This is a genomic window from Nocardia tengchongensis (assembly GCF_054781395.1).
Genome location: NZ_BAAGUM010000015.1, coordinates 551,926 through 571,898 on the forward strand (window position 1 = coordinate 551,926; position 19,973 = coordinate 571,898).

A 19,973-nucleotide genomic window follows, 5' to 3' on the forward strand; every position below is an offset into this window, starting at 1 on the left:
AATCGGTGGGCCGAAAGGTCTTTCGGCGGTAGCGTGCGCGCCATGGCGGCGAAGAGCAACAGTTATCTAGATCAGGTCGTGGCCCAGCAGGCCGAACTCGAAGAGGATCTGCGGCCCTCGTTCATGCGGTCGGATTCCGGGTCCGCCCCGGCGGCCCCGAGCGCCCCGCGGCAGCGCAGCGCACTGGCCAAACGGGCCGGACGCTCAGGTCCGGTGCGCGAGCACGCCCCCCAGTGCCCGGTGGAGGTCCGCACGAGCGGCTGGTGGCGGTGGCAAACGGTGCTGGTGCCGCCGAACGCGTTCGTGGTGCACACCCGCCGTGGCGCGCCCGAGCCCCTGCACATCGGGCTGGGCGTTTCCTTCCGCTTCGACCCGACCACCGACTCGTTCCTGGTGGTGCCCGGCGCGATCCAGACCATCCTGATCAACGCCTACTGCATCTGCCGTGAACTGCAAGGCGTGCTGGTGCAGGGGTACGTGCAGTGGATCATCGACGATTTCGCCACCGCCTACCGCAAACTCGACTTCTCCGACCCCGAGGACCCGATGCGGCTGGTCAACGTGCAACTCCGCGAACAGGCCGAGGCCGCGATCAAGGACAAGGTGTCCACGATGGCAGTGCGCGACGTGCTCTCCGACAAGCAGCCCATCATCGAGGAGCTCACCGCGCGACTGCGCACCGTCGCCGAGGGCGCCGGTGACGGTGGCGCGCGCGGGCTGGGTCTGTCGATCGTGACCGTGCAGATCAAGGAGGCGGTCGTCTCCTCGAACACCTTGTGGGAGAACCTGCAGAAGCCCTACCGCAGCGAACAGAACCGGGTTGCGCGCCTGGCCGAACTCGACGCCCAGGAAGCGGTGTCCACCCGCGAAGCCGTCGCCGCGCGCGCCGCCGAACAGCGCCGCATCGAGGACGAGCGGGAACTGGCCGAACTGCGGGCCCGCAACGACGCCACCCGCTTCGACCGCGACACCGCCGAACGATTGCGGCGCACCGCGGCCGAACACGACGTCGACCGCGAGGTCGCCGACCTCGCCCAGCAGACCGCCCTGCACGCGCTGCGCCTGGAACGCGACCAGCACGCCGAGCAACTCGAGAACGCGCGCCTGCAGGGCGAGCTGGCCCGGCTGCGCCAGGAAGCGGAACTGGCGTTGGCGCAAGCAAAGACGCGTGCCGCGCACGAGGCGTCGCTGCTGGCGTTGGATCGTGAACGGGTCGGCATCGACAACGCCAACAGTCGTAGCGCGGCCACGGTGCAGGCGCAACTGATCGAGACACTGCCCGCGATCGTGGACAACCTGCCCGCGCCCACCGAGTTGCGGTCGGTGCAGATCGGCGGCGACACCCTGGGCCTGGCCGGATTGGTCGCGCAACTGTCGGAAATCATGACCGCCATCCGCGCCACCGGTCCATCCTGACCGTTACGGGTGGGTGCATTCGCCCCCGCCGCACCCGCCCGGAGCCTTACCGTCTGAGAAGGCTTCGTTGGCGAGTGGATCGAGATATGTGATGAGCGAACCGAATACGACCCCCGCCGTGTTCCAGGCGACCGCCGCGATCGACCCCGACGCGGTCGCGGTCCGCTCCATCGGCGGCGCCACCAGCTTGACGTGGCGCGACTACGCCGCCCAGGTGCGCCGGATCGCGGCGGGCCTGGCGGCGCTGGGGGTGGGGCGCGGGGACACGGTGGCGTTCATGATGGCCAACCGGGTCGAGTTCTATCCCCTCGAGGTCGGCGCCCAGCACACCGGCGCCACCTCGTTCTCGGTGTACAACACGCTCTCGGCCGAGCAACTGCAATACGTGTTCAGCAATGCCGGTAACCGGGTGGTGGTGTGCGAGGCCCAGTATGTGGAGCGCATCCGCGCGTGCGGGGTGCCCATGCAGACGATCGTGTGCGTCGACTCCCCGGTCCCGGGCACGCTCAGTGTCGCGCAGCTGAAGCAGCTCGGGCGCAGCGATTTCGACTTCGACGCCACCTGGCAGTCGGTCACCGCCGAGGACATCGTGACCCTGTGCTACACCTCCGGCACCACCGGCAACCCCAAGGGCGTGGAGATCTCCCACGCGAGTCTGGCTTTCGAATGCCGCGCCTACGCCTCGGTGATGCCCGTCGAATTCGGTGACCGCATCACCTCGTTCCTGCCGACCGCGCACATGGCCGACCGGGTCACCGGGCTGTATCTGCACGAATACTTCGGCACCCAGATCACCGTGGTCCCCGACCGCACCCAACTCGGTGCCGCGCTCGCCGACGTGCACCCCACCATCTGGGGAGCGGTGCCGCGGGTGTGGGAGAAACTCAAAGCGGCCGTGGAATATTCGGTCGCCGCCGAAACCGACCCGACCCGCGCCGCAGCGCTGCGCTGGGCATTGGAGGTGGCCGGGCGTAAGGCTGCCGCGCAGCTGGCGGGCACACCCGTCGACGACGGCCTGGCCGCGGAATGGGCGCGCGCCGACGCCGCGGTGCTGGGCGCGTTGCGCGCCAAACTCGGCCTGGATCAACTCAAATGGGCGCTCTCGGGTGCCGCCCCGATCCCGCCGGAAACCCTGGGCTTCTTCTTCGGCCTCGGCATCCCCATCTCCGAGGTGTGGGGCATGTCGGAACTGACCTGCATCGTCAGCGTCGCCCCACCCGAGGACGCGCGACTGGGCACCGTCGGACGCTTGCTGCCGGGGCTGGAATCCAAGATCGCCGAGGATGGTGAGTTCCTGGTGCGCGGGCCGCTGGTGATGCGCGAATACCGCAAGGAACCGCAGAGGACCGCCGCTGCCCTCGACACCGACGGCTGGCTGGCCACCGGCGACATCATCACCAGCGACGCCGACGGCTATCTGCGGGTGGTGGACCGCAAGAAGGAGTTGATCATCAACTCCGCCGGAAAGAACATGTCCCCGGCCAATATCGAGAACACCATCAAAGCCGCCGCCCCGCTCATCGGCGCGCTGGCCACCATCGGCGACAACCGCGCCTACAACACCGCCCTGATCGTCCTCGACGCCGAATCCGCGCCGCCCTACGCCGCCCAGCACGAGCTACCCGACGCCTCGGCCGCCGCCCTGGCCGCCGACAAGACGGTGATCGCCGAGATCGCGCGCGGCATCGCGGCCGGCAACGCCAAACTCTCGCGCGTCGAACAGATCAAACGCTTCACCATCCTGCCCACCTTCTGGGAACCCGGCGGCGACGAAATCACCCTGACGATGAAGCTGCGCCGCAAACCCATCGCCGAGAAATACGCCGCCGACATCGACCGCATGTACGCCACGGAACTCGCCGACGGCGTGCACGAACCCGGTTCCGCCTGACCCCCACTCTGATACGGTAGCGGGTTGAACGGGCGCCTGGGTTGACCTGGAGTGTGCTCCAGAATCTAGGGTCGGGGCATGAGCAGAATTCTGGTTACAGGGGCCAACAAAGGGATTGGCTTCGAAGCTGCGCGGCGCCTGGTGGCGGCGGGGCACACCGTGTATGTCGGGAGCCGGGATGTTGAGCGGGGCCGGCGTGCGGCGGAGGCGATCCGCGCGGTGGCTGTTCAGCTCGATATCACCGACGACGGGTCGGTGAATGCCGCAGTGGCAGCGATCGAGGCTGACGGTGGGTTGGACGTTCTGGTCAACAATGCGGGCATTCAGACGGAGATGGGTGCGGACGGGACTGTGCTGGGGGCCGCCGAGCTGACGGCGGACATGATGCGGGAAACCTTCGAGACCAACGTGTTCGGGACCGTGCGGGTGCTGCATGCGTTTCTGCCGCTGCTCGAGAAGTCCGATGCGCCGGTGGTTGTCAACGTCAGTAGCGGGCTGGCTTCGTTGCGTCGGATCACCACCGAAGGAGATACGGCGTACCAGTATCCGGGTGTCGCGTATCCGGCGTCGAAGACCGCGGTCAATGCGCTGACGATTCAGTACGCCAAGGCTTTTCCCGGCATCCGGATCAACTCCGTCGAACCCGGGTACACGAGCACCGATCTGAACAACAACCTCGGTCGCCAAACCGTTCAGGAGGCGGCGGAGATCATCGTGCGGATGGCGCAGATCGGTGTGGACGGTCCCACCGGTGGATATTTCGACATCAACGGCGAACTGCCCTGGTGACCGCGGGGATCGGGCACTCAGATCGCGATGCCGACCAGATGCCCGATCGCGTAGGTGGTCATCATCGCCAGCGCGCCGCCGGCCAGGACCCGGATGGTGGCGCGGGCGACGGGGGCCTGCCCGAGATAGGCGCCCACGGCGCCGGTCAGCGCCAATGCGGCCAGCACCGCACCCATGGTGAGGGGAACCCGGATCGCTTGCGGCGTCATAATTGCCAATAGAGGCAATAGCGCGCCGAGGGTGAACGACAGCGCTGAGGACAGCGCGGCGTGGACGGGGTTGGTCAGGTCGTCGGGGTCGATGCCCAGTTCGGCTTCGGCGTGGGCGGCGAACGCGTCCGCGGCGGTCAGTTCTTCGGCGACCGCCTGGGCCGTGCTCGCGGACAAGCCTTTCGCGCGGTAGATGGCCGCCAGTTCGGCGAGTTCGGCTTCCGGTTGTTCGGCGAGTTCGCGGCGCTCGGTGTCGAGGAGGGCGCGCTCGCTGTCGCGTTGGGTGCTGACCGAAACGTATTCGCCGAGCGCCATGGAGACCGCACCGGCGGCCAAGCCCGCGACCCCGGCGGTCAGGATCGCGGTGCTGTTGCTGGTGGCGGCCGCCACGCCGATGACGATGCCCGCGACGGACACGATGCCGTCATTGGCGCCCAATACGCCTGCGCGCAACCAGTTCAGGCGGGTGCCCGAGCGCGCCGTGTGTGGTTCGGCCGGATGGGCGAGTGCCACCGAACCGTTCGTATCGTCCCGCACTCGGGGAACGGTAATGGTTCACACCGCTTCCCGCCAGCAAAGAAAGGCTCACCGAAATAAGGTAATGCATTGCATATCAAGCGTTTTCGAGTCGCGGAAGCGCTGTGGCCTGCGCGACACGACGATCGCGACACGTTTGCGACAAGCAGATTCTCGATCGATCCGGTCCTGCGTGGAGCGGGTTGGCCGTAGCGTTTACCTCGGCGCCAAACGGATCGGGCATAGAGAGCGACAGGATGCGGCCACAACCATCAGCGATCGGATACCTCCGCCACGATGTGTCGGGGGCGCAGCAGCAGTGGGACGAGGCGCAGATCCAGCATCTGGCTCGTCGGCTCGGCTACGACCTGTGCAAGACGCTGGTCTTCGGCCCCGAAACCGATCGGCCACTCATCCGGGTCCGCACCCTGGTCTCGCACATGGAGGCCGACGCGGTCATCATCCCCAGCCTCGCGCACTTCGACGGCCACATCCCCGACGACATCGTGCAGGTCGCCGACATCATCACCGTGAACCCCGAAAACACCTACGCGCGCTGGGCGATTCCACCGGTGGAGTAACTCCGCGTTCGCAGCCGCGCGGCCCTCTGGGTCAAATGCCCGCCGCGCGTACGAGGTTGTCGGCCAGCCGCGGAGACACCGTCGACAGCAGCCGCAAGACCGCCGCATAGGTCGGATACAGCTCGACTGGCCGGTCGCGCAGCGCCGTGAGCACCCAGCCGGCGGCTTGCTCCGGGGTCAGCGCGGCCTGGGTGTCGTAGTCACTGGTGGGGCTGATCATCGGGGTGCGCACGAGCGGGAATCCGATGGTGGTGACCGTGATTCCGGTGCCATGGCATTCGGCGCCGAGGTCGCGCCCGAAGGCGGCGAGGGCGGCCTTAGAGGCGTGATAGGCACCGAATTTGGGCATGACACCGGCGGTCGTGCCCCAGGTGCCGACATTGATGATGTGGCCGTCGCCGGCCTCGCGCAGCGCGGGCAGCAGGGCCAGGATGAGGCGGACCGGGCCGAAGTAGTTGACCGCCATGGTGCGTTCGTAGTCGTGGGCCCGGTCGACGGCGTCGAAGGCGGTGCGGCGGATGGAACGCCCGGCATTGTTGATCACGATGTCGGGAGTGCCGAACTGCTCGAGCACGCCGGCGGCCAGCTTGCTGACCTGGTCGGGGTCGGTCAGATCGCAAGGCATCGGGTGCGCACAGCCGCCATCGGCGACGATCGCCGCGCAGGTCTGCTCGAGCCGTTCGTGGTCGCGCGCCACCGCGAGGATCCGGGCGCCGCGCGCGGCCAGCAGGTGCGCGGTGGCCTCGCCGATCCCGGAGGAGGCCCCGGTCAGGATGGCGGTGCGACCGTGCAGATCCGGTGCGCTGTTGCCGCCCACGAGGGTGCGGATCGAGGGCGCGGGATTGAGCAACGCGGAGGTCAGAAGATTCTTCATGGCGGTACCCGTCGGTGGCAGGGTCGGCGGATGCGGGTGGCTGAACGGTAACCCACACGAATTGACTGATTGGTAAATTACGTTGGGGGTAGATTGCTGTCAATTGCGCTCTCGGAAGGCGGGAACTCATGGCGGGCAAGGCGGCGACCATCGCCAACACGGCGGGCACCAAGGGCGTACCGCGCGCCGAACGTGAGGCGCAGATCCTCGATGTCGCCGCCGCCGAGATCGCGCGCGTGGGGTACGCGGGGTTGTCCCTGGCCGTCGTGGCCGCCGCGGCCGGGGTGTCGAAACCGTTGGTGTACAGCTACTTCGGCACCAAGGACGGTCTGTATCTGGCCTGCCTGCAGCGTGCGGCCTCGGTGCTCGGTGACGCGATCGACGAGTCCATGGACGGCGCGCCCTCGTCCCTCCAGGCCGCCGAGCGCACCCTGGCCGCGATCTTCACCGTGCTGGAACCGCGCCCGCACGACTGGAAGGTCGTCTTCGATCTGTCCCATCCCGGTGAGGGCTCGGTCTACGAGGCCGCGTGGGCCGCGCGCGGTCGTATCGCCGAGCAGGCCTCGCGGGGCGTGGAGATGTTTCTCGCCGACCGCGGCCTGTCCGACCCTCGGGATCAGTCCGCGTTGACCGCGGTGTGGACCGGAGTGGTTGCCGCGCTGGTCGATTGGTGGCTGGATCATCCCGAGGAGACCGCCGCGGCCATGACCGCCCGCAGTCGACGCCTCATCGCGGCCCTGGCCTGACCTGGCCCGATCTCAGGCGGGATCGGACCATTGACCTCGAATTGACCGATTGGTAACTTACGAAGTGGTCAATTTAGGAGGTTGGGATGCTGTCGACCCTGTGGCATCAAGTCAATACGCCACTGCTCTACGCGCTACCGGTGTTCGTCCTGTCGGTTGCCGCCGAGGCCCTGGCGCTGCGGGACCGCGACCACGAGCAGGGCACCGGCTATCTGGCCGTCGATACCCGCACCAGCATCAGCATGGGCGCCGGATCACTGGTGTCCTCGCTGGTCTTCAAACTGGCCACCCTGGTCCTGTTCGTGTTCCTGTGGGAGTACATCGCCCCCTGGCACATTCCCTCCGGCGCCTGGTGGAGCTGGCTGCTGCTGATGGTGGCCCTGGACCTGTCCTTCTACCTGAATCACCGGTTCGTGCACCGGGTCCGCATCGGGTGGGCGGCCCATCAAGCGCACCACTCGAGTGAGTACTTCAACTTCGGGACCGCGCTGCGGCAGAAGTGGAATCCCTGGTTCGAGGTCGTCTTCTGGGCGCCCCTGCCGCTGCTGGGGTTCGCGCCGTGGACGATCTACATCGCGTTCACGGTCAACCTGATCTACCAGTTCTTCACCCACACCGAGACCATCGGAAAGCTGCCGCGCCCGATCGAATTCATCATGAACACCCCGTCGCACCACCGCGTCCACCACGGCAGCGACCCGGAGTACCTGGACAAGAACTACGCGGGCATCCTCATCATCTGGGACCGCATGTTCGGTACCTTCCAGCCTGAATTGCACCGTCCCACTTACGGGCTCACCAAGCCGGTCGGCACCTACAACCTGCTCACACTGCAGTACGGCGAGTTCGCCACCATGATCCGCGACGTGCGTGGGGCGCGCGGACTGCGCAACAAACTCGGCTATGTCTTCGCCCCGCCCGGATGGCAACCCGAGGAACTGCGCGGGCAGCTCGCCGCGGGGTGATGACCGGCTAGTGCGCCTCGATGACCTCACGCACGCGCTCGGCGAACGCGTCGGGCTGTTCCATGAAGCCCGCGTGGCCGCCCGGGAACAGGGTCGGTTCGATGCCCAGCTCGGCTCCCAGCGCACGAGAGGTGCGGTCGCAGAACAGGTCCGCGGACTGGTCGCCGATTCCGATGACGATCGTCGCCGGGGTGGCGCGCAGCGCGTCGAGGGACGGCCGCCACCCGGAGGTGGGGTGCAGTTCGTGCCGGTAGAAGAAGTCGTCGGAGGCGATGGCCCGCGGGTCACGCTCGCCGCCGAAGATCTGCTCCAGCATCTCCTCGGGCATGGACAGACCGGTCATCTCACCGAACTTGCGCATCGCGCCGATCGGATCGCCGCTGTTGTAGACCGCGATCATCTCGTCGGTCAGTGCCGTCAATTCGGCACGGTTGTCGAGGAGTTCGCGCAGCGGCGGCTCGTGCGCGATGAGGGTGGAGACGAGTTCGGGGCGGGCGATGGCCAGCGCGAGTCCGGTGATCGCACCGCCGCTCGACCCGAGCACCACGGCCGGCCCCTGCCCGATGTGGGTGATCACCCGGGCCAGGTCGTCGGCGCGCAATTCCGGTGTCGAGTCCTGCTCGGCGTCGATGACGGTGCTGCGGCCGTGGCCGCGCGGGTCGGGACACACGACGGTGTAGCCGGTGGCGAGCAGTTCGGCCAGCGCGCCGAAGGGACCCGAATCCATCGGGGCGCCGACCAGCGCGACGAGCGGGCCGCTGCCGCGGACTTCGTAGTAGAGGGTGCCGTCGGGCACCGCGACGGTTCCGGAGGTGACAGGTGCGGTCGTGGTCATGGTTGCTCCAGGTCGTTCGGTACATGGACACCTGTCATGACGGTACGACCGCGCCGAATTCATCGCGGCCCGAAGGGAAAAGCCTCACACGGCGCGGCGAGACTCGGGCAGCGCGCAGGCCACGCCGTCGGCCGAGCCGAGCGGGCGCACACCCAGGCCCTGGTTCACCCGGGCCCGCTGGTTCTCCCAGGCGATGGCGGCGGCCAGCTCGGTCAGCTGGGACTTGTTCATCCGGGTCAGCAGCTGGGCGCGGATGTGGTCGAGGTCCAGTGAGGTCGGGGTGAGGGTCATGGCCTCGGCGAAGGCGAGCACCAGCTTCTCGGTGTCGCTGTAGGCGCCGCTGTCCTGATACGTCGGCAGGTCGGTGACCTGGGCTTCGGTGAGCCCGCCGTAGTGGGCCAGCGTCGACCCGATGTCCAGGCAGAACTGGCAGTTGACCAGCGCGGCCGTCTTCAGTTCGGCCAGATCCTTCAGCTTCGGGTCGACCTTGTTGGTGAACAGCAGCATGGTCTCGTAGATCATGGTGCTGATCAGCACCTGTGGTCGCCGCAGCAGCCAGCCGAACAGGTCTGTCCGATTGCGCTGGGCCCGGCGGATCGTCTTGAAGTAGCTCATGATTCGACTGATGGCGCGCATGTGATGCCTCCCCTGTGGCGGTTCACTGTTCGTTCCCGAGATCAATCCTAGGCCTCCGAAACGACGATGCGTAGTAGCAAGCCCGGTCCGATATCAGTGATCCGCGTCTATCGACCCCGGCCGCCGCGCCGGCGATTCGGCGTTCCACGCCAGAATGTCGGTCCCCGGCAACGATCGAACCGGCCGGAGTGGGGCGTCGCCGATGAATTCTGGATGGCCGCGTCGTCGATAGGTTTGGATACACCGAAAGTGGTGTGTCAGAGCAGAACCAATCGAGCCGGGCAGGGAACCGGCCGGGTGAGCGGGAGGCGCAGTGAGCGGTAACAGGGTTTTGGTGGCGGGGGCCAGTATCGCGGGGCCCGCGCTGGCCCACTGGCTGCAGCGGCGGGGAGCGCAGGTGACCGTGGTGGAGCGGGCTCCGGAACTGCGGCCCGGCGGGCAGGCGGTGGACGCGCGCGGAGTGGCCAAGGAGGTCATCCGGCGCATGGGGCTCGATGCGGCGGTGCGCGCGGCACGGACCGAGACCGCCGGCGCGCACACCGTGGACGCGGACGGCACAGTGCTCGAGACCTTTCGCGCCGAGGACGACGGCGGAGACGGGTACATCTCGGAGATCGAGATTCTGCGCGGGGATCTGTCCCAGGTGCTCTACGACGACACCCGCGACGGTGTCGAATACATTTTCGGCGACCGGATCGCCGAGCTCACCCAGGACGCGGACGGCGTCGACGTCGTCTTCGCGAGCGGCGACCGGCGGCGCTTCGAGCTGGTGATCGGGGCCGACGGGCTGCACTCGGCCTTGCGGGAGATGGTGTTCGGGCCGCGGGAGCGTTTCGTCCGTCATCTCGGGTTGGTGCTGGCCTTCTACACCGTGCCCAACGAATTCGAGCTGGAGCGCTGGCTGCTCGACTACCAGGAGTCCGGGCGTTCCGCCGGACTGCGACCCATCCGGGACGCCGGGCACGCGATGGCCGTATTCTCCTTCCCCGCAGCCGATTTCGACGTCGACTATCGCGACGTCACCGCCCAGAAGCGCCTGCTGCGCGAGCGGATGGCCGGCATGGGCTGGCTGGCCCCGCGCATCCTCGCGCACCTCGACGACACCCCGGACTTCTACCTCGACCAGGTCGCCCAGGTGGTCATGGACCGCTGGTCGAGCGGGCGCGTGGGTCTGCTCGGCGACGCCGCGTTCAGTTCGTCGCCGATGTCCGGTCAGGGCACCGGTCTGGCCTTGGTCGGCGCCTACCTGCTGGCCGGAGAGCTGGCCGCCTCCGGATGGGACCCGGAGGCCGGGTTCGCCGCTTACGAGGCACGGATGCGTTCGTTCGTCGAGGCGAACCAGGAGATCGGCCGGTTGCACGCGCACAGCCTCGCTTTCCCGGATCCGGATGCCCAGCCCGAGTGGGACATGGCGCTGATCGAGCGTGCGATCAACGGCCTCGAGCTGCCCGACTACGCGGACCTACTCGACCTCGGAACACCTGCCGAAGTGTCGAGCACCTCCACAGCCAGACCGTGAGGGCGAGTGTGGTCGGTCGGGTCTGTTAGCTTGCGCGCCATGACTGATGAGCGCCGGCACGGGGTCGGGTTGACGCGGCGGGTTATCGAGGCGGTGCGGCGGCAGCCCGGGCGGGCGATGTTCGAGCCCGTCGAATGGGTCGGCCACACCCCGTGGGTGGACGGCGAGGCTCGGCCGATGGCAGCGGAAGCGGTGGGCGCGCCGGTGTTTCCGTCGGGGCGTGCCGTGTCGCCGAGCTTGCGGGAGTGGTTGGCGTTCGATGTGAGCATGTTCGAGCGGTGCGGATGGTTCGACGCGGACGGTGGATTCGCGCCGCGGCCGTTGGATCAGTTGGTCGACGACGAGCTGGGGCAGCCGTGGGGCGAGACGTACAAGGATCTGGCAGGGCGGTTTCCGGAGTGTTTTCTGCTGCCGGGTGGGTCGGACTCGCGGCGGGTGCTGGCCGTGGGCGAGGCCGACTCGCACGGTGAGTATCCGGTGCTCGCGCTCGACGTCGATGACATGCCGTATGCGGGCCTGATGTTCCCGGGCTTCGATGTCTATGTCGCCGAGGCAGCGGGGTTGGTCGACTGCAAGTTCCAGACGTATACGGACCTGGCCCGAGACCCGGTGTACGGGCCGCGGATGCGGGAACATGCCGCGCACTGTTTCGACGGGCAGTTGTCCGCGGAGTACCCCTTCTGACTTGCGCGGCGAGCTGCTCCCGGTCCACACGAACGAAGACCGGGCCGACTCATAGCCAATTTGCATGGCCCGTACTGTGTTGCGTACCTACGTGTGTTTCTCGGCACGAGCACCACGGCTTGTGAGAAGGTGACGTTCCACTCGATGAACTCGGCGCTGCCCGCGCCGAGGCGAAGGGGGATGGAATCCGGATGGAGGAGAGCTTGGTGGAAGCGACGTTCGATGTGGCTGGACTGGTGGGGCATCGCTATCGCGTGGACGACTACTACGAGGTGGGCCGGGAGAAGATCCGCGAGTACGCAAGAGCCGTACAGGACTTCCATCCGGCCCACTGGAGTGAGGCCGCCGCCGGCGAGTTCGGATACCCCGGTCTGATCGCGCCGACCACGTTCATCTCCACCGCGGCGATGCTGGCCAACCGGCGGCTGCTGCAGACCGTGCTCGAAGGCTACGACGTGATCGTGCAGACCGATCAGGTCTTCGAGATGTACAAGCCGGTGCTCACCGGCGACCGACTCGTCAGCGACGTCGAGCTGACCACGGTGCGCCGCATCGGCGGCAAGGACCTGCTCACCATCACCAACACGTTCCTCGACCAGAGCGGCGACATCGTGCAGATCATGCACACCACCGTCGTCGGCCTCACCAGCGAGGACGTCAACGCCGACATCAGCGACACCATCGAGCGCGTCATGATGACCGGGATCGACACGGCGCCCCGGACCACCGCCGACATGAGCGGGCTGCCCGGCGCGGATTCCGATGCCGCCGCGAGCCTTTCGCCGATCTCGCGCACCCGCACCCCAGGCAGCGCTTTCCGGTTCGAGGACGTCGCCGTCGGTGACGAACTGCCGCCCCGCACCGTCACCCTGACGCGCGGCGACCTGGTCAACTACGCCGGCGTCTCCGGCGACGTGAACCCGATCCATTGGCACGCCGAGGTCGCCACCCTCGCCGGTCTGCCCGACGTGATCGCCCACGGCATGCTCACCATGGGCCTGGGCGCGGGATTCGTCACCGGCTGGCTCGGCGACCCGGGCGCGATGCTCCGCTACAGCGTCCGGCTGTCGAATTACACGGTCATCGAGGCCGACTCGGCCGGCATCGTGGAATTCAGCGGCCGCATCAAGTCCCTCGATCCCGAAACCAGGACCGCCGTCGTCGTCATCGTCGCCAAGGCGGCCGGTCGCAAGGTCTTCGGCCTCGCCACCGCGGAAGTCCGCCTCGCCTAACCCTCCCCCGCAGTAGTTCCGGCCGTTGTCAGGGCAGTCTCACCTCGCGTCCGTCGCCGTTCCAGGCGGTGCCATCCCCGGCCACGACACCGCCTGGTTCCCGGCGCCGAGCCCGAATCTGATTCCCATGACAACGCTTTCCCTCGACACCGCCGCCCCCTGAGCGGAATCAGTTGCCGCTGTTCACGAACCCCGCCACGAGCAGGGTGTTGTAGTCGGGCAACTGAATCGATCGATCGACCTTGCCCTGATCCTTGGCCCAGGTCGCGAGCTTGCCGAGGGTGCCGGCGAGCTCGGGCCGCAACTGCAGGACGTAGTCGAACTCCGGCAGGATCTTCGTGATCAGCGCCGGAGTCAGCTGGGTGGCGGCGGCCACGGCGGAGATCGCGTCGCCGGATCGTGCGGTGAGCAGGGCTCCGGCGTCACCCAGGGCCGCGAAGAAGCTGGTCAGGGCAGCGGACTTCGATGCGATCGCCGTGTCTGTCGCGAGGTAGAGGCTGTGCTGGTTGTAGGTGCTGCCGGTGAGTTCGACGGCGTCGCCTCCCAGGGATTCGACTACCTGGGCCTGGTAGGGCTGGAAGATCGAGACCGCGTCGACGTTGTGCTGGGTCGCGGCGGTCAGGATCGCCGACGGCGCGACCTGGACGAGATTCGCCGAAATATTGTTGTGCGAGAGCACATTCGAGGCGAAGTAGGCCGCGCTGGTGCCCAGCGGCGTGCCGATCGAGTGCCCCGCCAGATCACCGACCGAGGTGATGCCGGCGCTGCGCCGGGCGACGATACGCGAACCCTGCCACCGGGACCCGTCCCCGACCACGCGCAGCGAGGGAGAGCGGGGCAGCGTGGCCGCGGTCGGCACATCGGCGGCGGTGGCGATGTCGACCTGGTGGGCCGCGAGCGCCTGCAACGCTTCCACACCGGTCGCGAAATTGACGACCTTGACCTTCACGTCGTGCTTCGCGAACAGACCGGCCTGCTGGGCGACCGGAATCTGCGCCCACGACGGGTCGACCACGAACCCGACGGTGAGCGTTTTGGGGTCGGAGTCGCCGGAGTCGCCGCAGGCGGCGAGCGGAACCACCAGGGCGAGCAGAGCGATGGCGGTGGTCAATGGACGAAGGAGCTTCTTCACGGCTGATCTTCTTTTCATCTCGCGTGTTCGATTCCGAGTTCGTGGTGCAGACGGCGGCGCAGTTCGCTGTAACCGGGCTGATCGGCCAGGGTGTCGGCGGGCCGGGGCCGGCTGAGCGGATTGCTGATCTGATCGGTGATCCGCCCGTCGGCGAGGACGCCGATGGTGTCGGACAACCGAATTGCCTCGTCCACGTCATGGGTGACGAAGACGACGGTGCGTTGCAATCGGGTCCACAGATCGATGAGCAGGTCTTGCATGTTCAGGCGGGTGAGCGCGTCGAGTGCGGCGAACGGCTCGTCCATCAGCATGATGTCGGGCTCACCGGCGAGCATGCGCGCGATGCCGACCCGCTGGCGCATACCGCCCGACAGCTGAGCCGGTCGTTTGCGCCGGACCTCTCCGGGCAGCCCGACCAGGTCCAGCAATTCCTCGATCCGGCTGCGCCGCAGTCGAAAAGGGACACCGTGCGCCCGCAGTGCGAACTCGATATTGCCCGCCACACTCAGCCACGGGAACAACACATCGCGCTGGAAGGCGACCCCGCGCCGGGGTTCGGGCGCGAGCACCGGCGCCCCACCGTCGGTCACCGTGCCGGAGGTCGGCGCGATGAGTCCCGCCAGGCAGTGCAGCAGCGTCGACTTCCCGCTGCCCGACGCCCCGACCAGCACGGTGAACGAGCCGTCCGGGATCGCCAGGTCGATGCCGTGCAGTGTGGGCTCCGGCGTGTTCGGAAAACGCACCAGCAGATCGTGAGTGGCGATCGCCATGTCAGTTCACCTCCCGCGCCCAGCGCTGGACCGGCGCGGTGATCGCGGCGATCGCGAGATCCGACAGCGCACCCAGTACTCCGAGCACCAGCAGGCAGAAGATCAGCCGGTCCGCTTGGGAGAACAGCTGCGCCTGATAGATGCGATAGCCGAGACCGGCGGTGGTGCCGGTCATTTCCGCCACCACGATCAGCACGAACGCCATGGCGGCGCCGACCCGGACACCGGCCACCACGTCGGGCACCGCCTCGGGGATGATGATCCGCGTCAGCGTCTGCCAGCGCCCCGCACCCAGGCACCGCGCGGCCTGCAGGTAGTCGACGGGGGTGCCGGCGAATCCGGAATGGCTGTTGATCCAGACCGGAACGAACACCCCCAGCGCGATGACGAGAACCTTGCTGTTCTCACCGATTCCGAACCACAGGATCGCGAGCGGCACCAACCCGATCGTCGGGACCGGCGACAACAGCCGCAGTACCGGTTGCAGCAGCCCCCGCCCGACCCGGGTGTTCGCGGTGACGACCGCGGCGATGACGCCGGCCGCCACACCGACGACCAAGCCGAGCAGCGCGCGTCGCAGACTGGCCGTGATATCGGGTATCAGCAGGCCGTCCGCCCACAGTGCGTGCCCGGCGCGCAGGATCTGGGGCACGGGCGGAAACAACTGCCGCGGAAAGGGTTCGGCCGCGGCCACCAGGGACCACACGAGGACGGCCAGGCCGATTCCCGCCGCCGTTCCGCCGACCGTCCGCCAGCGCGGGCCCACGCGCGCCAGTGGCCGCGGCAGCCGCCGGGGCGTGGACGTGACCGCGCGCGAGGCCGGCGCGGCGGTGGCTTCCGGTGAGGTTTGCAGGCTCGATGTCATGGGATGCACCTGAATTCGGTGGAGCTACGTGGCGGGACGGGCAGGTGACCGCAGATCGACGGCGGTCGGGGCGGAACGCGGCGACTCGAGCGGCACCCAGTCGAACGGCACCGCCTGCGCCCGATACACCAGCGGCGTCGTGCTGAGTCGATCCACGCCCGGCACCCGCGGCTCGTGGACCTCGGGTTCCCCGGCGACTCCCAGACCTTCGTACGGCGACACGTACTCCCACACCACGTCCCCCTGCGGAGTCACCTGGAAGAGCCGGCCGTTCATGCCTTCGGTGATGAGCGTGTTGCCGTTGGGCAGCCGTTGGGCATTGCTCACGAAGGAGCTGTGGAACGTCCACGGCGGCAGACCCGAATCCTCGGCCGTGTACTGCCACACGATCTGCTCGGTCGCCGGATCGATCTCGAGTACCCGCGAACCGGCGTAGATGCCCAGCGGTGCCGGCGGATACCCGGCGCCGCCCTGATTGTCGAACACGAGGATATTGCCCGCGCCCGGCAGACCGTCGGCGATGAGGTGCGGATTGTGTTGCCCGGAAATCTGATCGAGCGGCCGCGGCACCTTGTGCGCGCTGATCCGCTGATGCTGGGCTCCGGCCTCGGCGGCGAAGTAGGGACCCAGCTTCCACACGATCGATTTCGTGGTCTTGTCGATCACCGCGACCACGTTCGCCTTGCGGCTGCTGATCAGGATGTTGTCGGGATGGAACACGCTGTCGGGGTCGGCCCGGTGCCAGCGGTTCGGGCCGAGTGTCGTGGCGCTGTTCATCTCGAGGTAGCCCCACGCGTCGTCGGGGTCGCGAGCCACCGTCTCACGCAAGGCCTTCCACCCGGCCTCGGAGAAGCCGAGTTCGTCGAGATGGTCGCCCGCGCGCCATTCCCAGACGATCGACCCGTCCGGCGCGACCTCGTACAAGCCCTGGTCGCCGACGACCGCCGGACCCAGCGATGGGACCACTCTCGGAATGGTGACCAGCAGCAAGCGGTTCCCATTGGCGAGCAACTCCCAGTCGTGGTTCTGCCGGGCCGCACCGCCCGGGGCCTGCGCGCCCCACTCCCACACGGTCTCGCCGTCCCAGGTCAGTTGACCCACAGTGCCGTTGGCGTAGATTCCGCCGCGCGGATCACCGCTGAGCGACAGTTGCACGCCCACGTCGCCGAGTCGGCCGCCGGTGCGTGCGGGGTCGAGGATGCGGGGCGGGACGCCGGCGAAGGGCCACTCGTGGCGGACCTCGCCGTCCAGATCGATGAGTCGGGTGACCGAGTCCGCGCCGGTGAACAGGATGTAGCTCGCATGGGCGGATTCGGGTTCGAAGTAGGTGACGCCGGTGTGTCGTACGAAAGCCATGCATTCACTCCATCAGTCGGCTGTTAAGCGATCGGGTCGCGGATGTAACGAATCTAATCGATTTGCGTAGGAGATCCTCGGTGCTCAGACTGTAAGAATCAGAACGATTTCAAGCCTGGGCCCACGGCCCGCGAGCGACGAGAGTGGGACCGACGTGACTGCCAAGCGCACGACCCTCGCCGATGTGGCCCGGCGAGCGGGAACGTCCACCGCCGTCGTCAGTTACGTCCTCAACGACGGCCCCCGTCCGGTCTCCGAGGCCACCCGCGCCCGCGTCACCGCCGCACTCGACGAACTCAACTATCGGCCCGACCGTGCCGCCCGCGCCTTGCGCCGTCCACGCCGCTGGCGCCACCTGGGCTTGCTCATCCCCGACGTCCGCCTGCCCCTGTTCGCCACCCTGGTCGGCCACATCGAGACCGAAGCCCGCCACCGCGACCACCTGACCCTGATCGGCAATACCGCCTACGACCCCGAACGTGAGCTCGAATTCGCCGCCGCCTTCGTCGATTCCGGCATCGAGGGCCTGATCGTGGTCGGCGGCGCGAACGGCCGCGCCACCGCCGAACTGTGCAGGCAGGCTCGGATTCCCATCGTGTGGGTGCACAACAACCGCGACCATGTGGACGCGGGTATGGTCGGCGCCGACCACGTCCAGGCGGGCCGACTGGCCGCGGGTCACCTGCGCGGGGAGCATCAGCGCGAGAACATCGTGTTCGTGGGCGGATTCACCGCCGAGGAGGTCGAGCACGGAGACCGCGAGACCGTCGCACAACGCTACGAGGGCTATCTGTCCATCGTCGGAACCGCCGCGGCGGTAAGGATTCCGACCGACCTCACCGCGTCCGGCGCCTATCGTGCCGTCAGTCGACACCTCGCGGACGGCCCGGCCCCGGACGGCATGGTGGTCGGCACCTACGCCCAGGCCGCCGCCACCCTCCGTGCGATATCCGATGCCGGACTACGCATCCCCGCGGACATCGCGGTCGTCGGCTATGACGCCGACACCGCGAACGCCTACGCCCCGCTCAGGCTCACCACCGTGCAGCAGCCCATCGATGACATCGCCCGCACCGCCCTGTCCCAGGTCCTCGACGCCGCGGGCACCTCGCAACCCGCCGACACCCTCCCGGAGCCGTTCGATGTCCACCTCAGCGTCGGCGAGACCTGCGGCTGCACACCGGACCGGACGGCGTCGGAACCGCGCTGAGGTGGGAGCCGCCGCGGCGGAGCATTGCGGCTGGGACGAGGCCGCTCGGCGTCGCGCGGTAAACCTCACGTTCGAGGGGCTCACGTCTCGCTGAGCGGTGCCCCTGGCGTCGGCGGTAGTGTTTGAACCACTTGCGTGCCGAATCCGACCAGCAGGGCGGTGCCGCCGACGCCGGCATCGCCGAGCCACTCGGGGAACAGTGGCGGCAAGGTGCCCGGCATACATCGAGATATCGCATCGGTGGACAGGCAAATGCGATGCCTGCCAAGGTATTTCGCGATCGGACTATACGGGGTGTAGCTAAGGTACGGCGGAAACCGGCAATAGGCTGAGCGGCCCTCGGGTTTGCAGCGGTCCGGGCGTTGCGAGGAAGGTCGAGGAACGATGCGCTATGCGTCCGGGCCGGTACGGCCGCCGTAGGTGGCGATCTTGTACTCCGTCGCGGCGAGTGACAGGGTCAGCTCGCGGATGCGGCGGCGGATCGTGTCGCGGTGCTCGATCAGCAGGTCGAGCCGTTCCGGCACGGTGTCCTCGCCGGAGTCGACGAGCTCGATGTAGTGCTGGAGATCGCGCATCGGCATGCCGGACAACCGCATCCGGGTCAGGAACACCAACCTCCGCACTGCCTCGGCGTCGTACGCGCGGTAACCGCTGCTGTCGCGGCCGACCTCGACCAGCCCCACACGCTCGTAGTAGCGCAGGGTGTGGGGCGAGATGTCGAGCATGTCCGCGACAGCAGCGATGCTCATCGGCGCCTCGATGTCGGCGGCGTTGGACAGTCGCTGAATCACCTCGACCGAGGCCAGGTCGTCGTCCTCGTCGCCGAGCATCGCCAGCGCCCGTTCCATCAATTCGTCGGTCGCCATGCCATCGAGCCTAGACAGGGCGAACCGCGGAAACGGCGTCGTCGAAATCGGCGCTGCGGGCGATCTCGGCCCAGCGCTCGACCTCTGCCAAGCCACGACGGTAGACGCCGGACAGCCGTTCGACCGCCTCCGATCCGAGTGGCAGGCGCAGCGGGACGTGCTCGCTGTGCGCGAGTCGCACGATGATGCCGGCCGCGCGCACCGGGTCACCTTCCTGCACGCCGTCGGCGCCCGCCATGTCGGCGCGCAGCGGGGCAAGGGTGTCACGGTAGCTGTCCGACACCGCGCTGAACTCGAGTCCCGCGTTGAACGCGGTACGGAACCGGCTGGGCTCGACGAGCAGCACGCGCACCCCGAACGGCGCGACCTCGGCCGCGAGAGATTCCGACCAGCCTTCGAGTGCGAACTTCGATGCGCAGTAGGCCGATACACCGGGAAAGGCCACTCGTCCGCCCTGGCTGCTCATCTGCACGATCGTGCCGCTGCGCCGGCCGCGCATCGCGGGCAGCGCGGCCCGCACGAGCGCCGCCGGGCCGAACAGGTGCAGGTCCATCAGGTCTCGCAACTGTGCGTCGCTGACCTCTTCGACCGCGCCGATCACCGCCCGGCCGGCATTGTTCACGAGCACGTCGAGACGACCGAACCGGTCGAGGGTGGCGCTCACCAATCCGGCTGCCGCGTGCGTATCGCGTGCGTCGAAGCGAGCGACGAGACACGTGTCGGAATACTCGGCCGCCAGGTCGGCCATGCCGTCCGGATTGCGGACCGCCACGACGACATTGTCACCCGCTGCGAGCGCGGCCTCCGCCAGCGCGCGCCCGAAGCCCTTCGAAGCGCCGGTGATGATCCAGGTCTGGGTTGCATCGGTAGTCATGGCGGCG

At 67.9% G+C, this 19,973-nt stretch carries 20 protein-coding genes; 10 read left to right on the forward strand and 10 right to left on the reverse strand.

Annotated features, from left to right (window positions below):
- Positions 1-42 precede the first annotated feature (42 nt).
- The 3 genes from ACYVKL_RS29115 (at position 43) to ACYVKL_RS29125 (ending at position 4,096) form a co-directional block, all read left to right on the forward strand.
- The gene (locus tag ACYVKL_RS29115) at positions 43-1,416 is read left to right on the forward strand and encodes an SPFH domain-containing protein (protein ID WP_379166322.1); all 1,374 of its coding nucleotides are present in this window, start codon (positions 43-45) and stop codon (positions 1,414-1,416) included.
- Positions 1,417-1,507: 91 nt separating this feature from the next.
- Positions 1,508-3,307 carry a fatty acid--CoA ligase FadD11 gene (fadD11, locus tag ACYVKL_RS29120; protein WP_379166323.1) on the forward strand — a complete coding sequence of 600 codons (1,800 nt, stop codon included), beginning with the start codon at positions 1,508-1,510 and terminating at the stop codon, positions 3,305-3,307.
- A 78-nt stretch (positions 3,308-3,385) separates the two neighbouring features.
- Positions 3,386-4,096, forward strand: coding sequence for an SDR family NAD(P)-dependent oxidoreductase (locus ACYVKL_RS29125; protein WP_379166324.1), 711 nt, complete (start codon positions 3,386-3,388; stop codon positions 4,094-4,096).
- A gap of 17 nt (positions 4,097-4,113) precedes the next feature.
- On the opposite strand, the gene ACYVKL_RS29130 is transcribed toward ACYVKL_RS29125, so the two are convergent.
- Positions 4,114-4,842, reverse strand: coding sequence for a VIT1/CCC1 transporter family protein (locus ACYVKL_RS29130; protein ID WP_379166325.1), 729 nt, complete (start codon positions 4,840-4,842; stop codon positions 4,114-4,116).
- 236 nt (positions 4,843-5,078) lie between these two features.
- Between ACYVKL_RS29130 and ACYVKL_RS29135 the strand changes: the two genes are divergently transcribed.
- Positions 5,079-5,402 (forward strand): hypothetical protein, encoded by a 324-nt coding sequence (locus ACYVKL_RS29135; protein ID WP_379166326.1) that lies wholly within the window; start codon positions 5,079-5,081, stop codon positions 5,400-5,402.
- Between the two features lie 31 nt (positions 5,403-5,433).
- Here ACYVKL_RS29135 and ACYVKL_RS29140 read toward each other — a convergent pair whose 3' ends face one another.
- Complete coding sequence (locus tag ACYVKL_RS29140) at positions 5,434-6,276, reverse strand: SDR family NAD(P)-dependent oxidoreductase (protein WP_379166327.1); 843 nt, start codon at positions 6,274-6,276, stop codon at positions 5,434-5,436.
- Positions 6,277-6,404: 128 nt separating this feature from the next.
- Here ACYVKL_RS29140 and ACYVKL_RS29145 point away from each other — a divergent pair, with 128 nt between their 5' ends.
- Both ACYVKL_RS29145 and ACYVKL_RS29150 read left to right on the forward strand, forming a co-directional pair.
- Positions 6,405-7,022: a TetR/AcrR family transcriptional regulator gene (locus ACYVKL_RS29145; RefSeq protein ID WP_379166328.1), complete on the forward strand. Its 618-nt coding sequence runs from the start codon at positions 6,405-6,407 to the stop codon at positions 7,020-7,022.
- A gap of 86 nt (positions 7,023-7,108) precedes the next feature.
- The gene (locus ACYVKL_RS29150; protein WP_379166329.1) at positions 7,109-7,987 is read left to right on the forward strand and encodes a sterol desaturase family protein; all 879 of its coding nucleotides are present in this window, start codon (positions 7,109-7,111) and stop codon (positions 7,985-7,987) included.
- A 7-nt stretch (positions 7,988-7,994) separates the two neighbouring features.
- Here the strand turns inward: ACYVKL_RS29150 and ACYVKL_RS29155 are convergent, their stop codons facing one another.
- Positions 7,995-8,822 carry an alpha/beta fold hydrolase gene (locus tag ACYVKL_RS29155; RefSeq protein WP_379166330.1) on the reverse strand — a complete coding sequence of 276 codons (828 nt, stop codon included), beginning with the start codon at positions 8,820-8,822 and terminating at the stop codon, positions 7,995-7,997.
- A gap of 84 nt (positions 8,823-8,906) precedes the next feature.
- The gene (locus ACYVKL_RS29160) at positions 8,907-9,458 is read right to left on the reverse strand and encodes a carboxymuconolactone decarboxylase family protein (protein ID WP_379166331.1); all 552 of its coding nucleotides are present in this window, start codon (positions 9,456-9,458) and stop codon (positions 8,907-8,909) included.
- Positions 9,459-9,771: 313 nt separating this feature from the next.
- On the opposite strand from ACYVKL_RS29160, the gene ACYVKL_RS29165 reads away from it, so the two are divergent.
- The 3 genes from ACYVKL_RS29165 to ACYVKL_RS29175 all read left to right on the forward strand — a co-directional run bounded on the left by ACYVKL_RS29165 (position 9,772) and on the right by ACYVKL_RS29175 (position 12,893).
- Positions 9,772-10,977, forward strand: a complete 1,206-nt coding sequence (locus tag ACYVKL_RS29165) for an FAD-dependent monooxygenase (protein ID WP_379166332.1) — start codon at positions 9,772-9,774, stop codon at positions 10,975-10,977.
- Between the two features lie 39 nt (positions 10,978-11,016).
- Positions 11,017-11,661 carry a hypothetical protein gene (locus ACYVKL_RS29170; protein WP_379166333.1) on the forward strand — a complete coding sequence of 215 codons (645 nt, stop codon included), beginning with the start codon at positions 11,017-11,019 and terminating at the stop codon, positions 11,659-11,661.
- Positions 11,662-11,852: 191 nt separating this feature from the next.
- A complete protein-coding gene (locus tag ACYVKL_RS29175; protein ID WP_379166334.1) occupies positions 11,853-12,893 on the forward strand; it encodes a fused (3R)-hydroxyacyl-ACP dehydratase subunits HadA/HadB in 1,041 nt (346 codons plus the stop codon).
- Between the two features lie 169 nt (positions 12,894-13,062).
- On the opposite strand, the gene ACYVKL_RS29180 is transcribed toward ACYVKL_RS29175, so the two are convergent.
- From ACYVKL_RS29180 to ACYVKL_RS29195, 4 genes are read right to left on the reverse strand one after another with little or no spacing between them, the layout of a single operon-like run.
- Entirely contained in the window at positions 13,063-14,025 is a 963-nt protein-coding gene (locus ACYVKL_RS29180; protein ID WP_379166335.1) for an ABC transporter substrate-binding protein, read from the reverse strand.
- A gap of 14 nt (positions 14,026-14,039) precedes the next feature.
- Complete coding sequence (locus ACYVKL_RS29185; RefSeq protein WP_379166336.1) at positions 14,040-14,795, reverse strand: ABC transporter ATP-binding protein; 756 nt, start codon at positions 14,793-14,795, stop codon at positions 14,040-14,042.
- A 1-nt stretch (position 14,796) separates the two neighbouring features.
- Positions 14,797-15,660: an ABC transporter permease gene (locus tag ACYVKL_RS29190; RefSeq protein WP_379166337.1), complete on the reverse strand. Its 864-nt coding sequence runs from the start codon at positions 15,658-15,660 to the stop codon at positions 14,797-14,799.
- Positions 15,661-15,684: 24 nt separating this feature from the next.
- A complete protein-coding gene (locus ACYVKL_RS29195) occupies positions 15,685-17,016 on the reverse strand; it encodes an aryl-sulfate sulfotransferase (RefSeq protein WP_379166338.1) in 1,332 nt (443 codons plus the stop codon).
- A 154-nt stretch (positions 17,017-17,170) separates the two neighbouring features.
- Here ACYVKL_RS29195 and ACYVKL_RS29200 point away from each other — a divergent pair, with 154 nt between their 5' ends.
- Positions 17,171-18,226 (forward strand): LacI family DNA-binding transcriptional regulator, encoded by a 1,056-nt coding sequence (locus tag ACYVKL_RS29200; protein ID WP_379166339.1) that lies wholly within the window; start codon positions 17,171-17,173, stop codon positions 18,224-18,226.
- A gap of 389 nt (positions 18,227-18,615) precedes the next feature.
- Here the strand turns inward: ACYVKL_RS29200 and ACYVKL_RS29205 are convergent, their stop codons facing one another.
- Positions 18,616-19,092, reverse strand: a complete 477-nt coding sequence (locus ACYVKL_RS29205; protein ID WP_379166341.1) for a MerR family transcriptional regulator — start codon at positions 19,090-19,092, stop codon at positions 18,616-18,618.
- Positions 19,093-19,102: 10 nt separating this feature from the next.
- On the reverse strand, positions 19,103-19,966 hold the full coding sequence (locus ACYVKL_RS29210; RefSeq protein ID WP_379166342.1) for an SDR family NAD(P)-dependent oxidoreductase: 864 nt from the start codon (positions 19,964-19,966) through the stop codon (positions 19,103-19,105).
- Positions 19,967-19,973: the final 7 nt, after the last annotated feature.

Excerpts from the sequence above, each read along its gene's own strand:
- ACYVKL_RS29145 (WP_379166328.1), top strand. The coding sequence starts at position 6,405 with ATGGCGGGCAAGGCGGCGACCATCGCCAACACGGCGGGCACCAAGGGC.
- ACYVKL_RS29125 (WP_379166324.1), top strand. The coding sequence starts at position 3,386 with ATGAGCAGAATTCTGGTTACAGGGGCCAACAAAGGGATTGGCTTCGAA.
- ACYVKL_RS29185 (WP_379166336.1), bottom strand. The coding sequence starts at position 14,795 with ATGGCGATCGCCACTCACGATCTGCTGGTGCGTTTTCCGAACACGCCG.
- fadD11 (WP_379166323.1), top strand. The coding sequence starts at position 1,508 with ATGAGCGAACCGAATACGACCCCCGCCGTGTTCCAGGCGACCGCCGCG.
- ACYVKL_RS29155 (WP_379166330.1), bottom strand. The coding sequence starts at position 8,822 with ATGACCACGACCGCACCTGTCACCTCCGGAACCGTCGCGGTGCCCGAC.
- ACYVKL_RS29140 (WP_379166327.1), bottom strand. The coding sequence starts at position 6,276 with ATGAAGAATCTTCTGACCTCCGCGTTGCTCAATCCCGCGCCCTCGATC.
- ACYVKL_RS29195 (WP_379166338.1), bottom strand. The coding sequence starts at position 17,016 with ATGGCTTTCGTACGACACACCGGCGTCACCTACTTCGAACCCGAATCC.
- ACYVKL_RS29175 (WP_379166334.1), top strand. The coding sequence starts at position 11,853 with ATGGAGGAGAGCTTGGTGGAAGCGACGTTCGATGTGGCTGGACTGGTG.
- ACYVKL_RS29205 (WP_379166341.1), bottom strand. The coding sequence starts at position 19,092 with ATGGCGACCGACGAATTGATGGAACGGGCGCTGGCGATGCTCGGCGAC.
- ACYVKL_RS29135 (WP_379166326.1), top strand. The coding sequence starts at position 5,079 with ATGCGGCCACAACCATCAGCGATCGGATACCTCCGCCACGATGTGTCG.
- ACYVKL_RS29160 (WP_379166331.1), bottom strand. The coding sequence starts at position 9,458 with ATGCGCGCCATCAGTCGAATCATGAGCTACTTCAAGACGATCCGCCGG.
- ACYVKL_RS29210 (WP_379166342.1), bottom strand. The coding sequence starts at position 19,966 with ATGACTACCGATGCAACCCAGACCTGGATCATCACCGGCGCTTCGAAG.
- ACYVKL_RS29115 (WP_379166322.1), top strand. The coding sequence starts at position 43 with ATGGCGGCGAAGAGCAACAGTTATCTAGATCAGGTCGTGGCCCAGCAG.
- ACYVKL_RS29190 (WP_379166337.1), bottom strand. The coding sequence starts at position 15,660 with ATGACATCGAGCCTGCAAACCTCACCGGAAGCCACCGCCGCGCCGGCC.
- ACYVKL_RS29150 (WP_379166329.1), top strand. The coding sequence starts at position 7,109 with ATGCTGTCGACCCTGTGGCATCAAGTCAATACGCCACTGCTCTACGCG.
- ACYVKL_RS29170 (WP_379166333.1), top strand. The coding sequence starts at position 11,017 with ATGACTGATGAGCGCCGGCACGGGGTCGGGTTGACGCGGCGGGTTATC.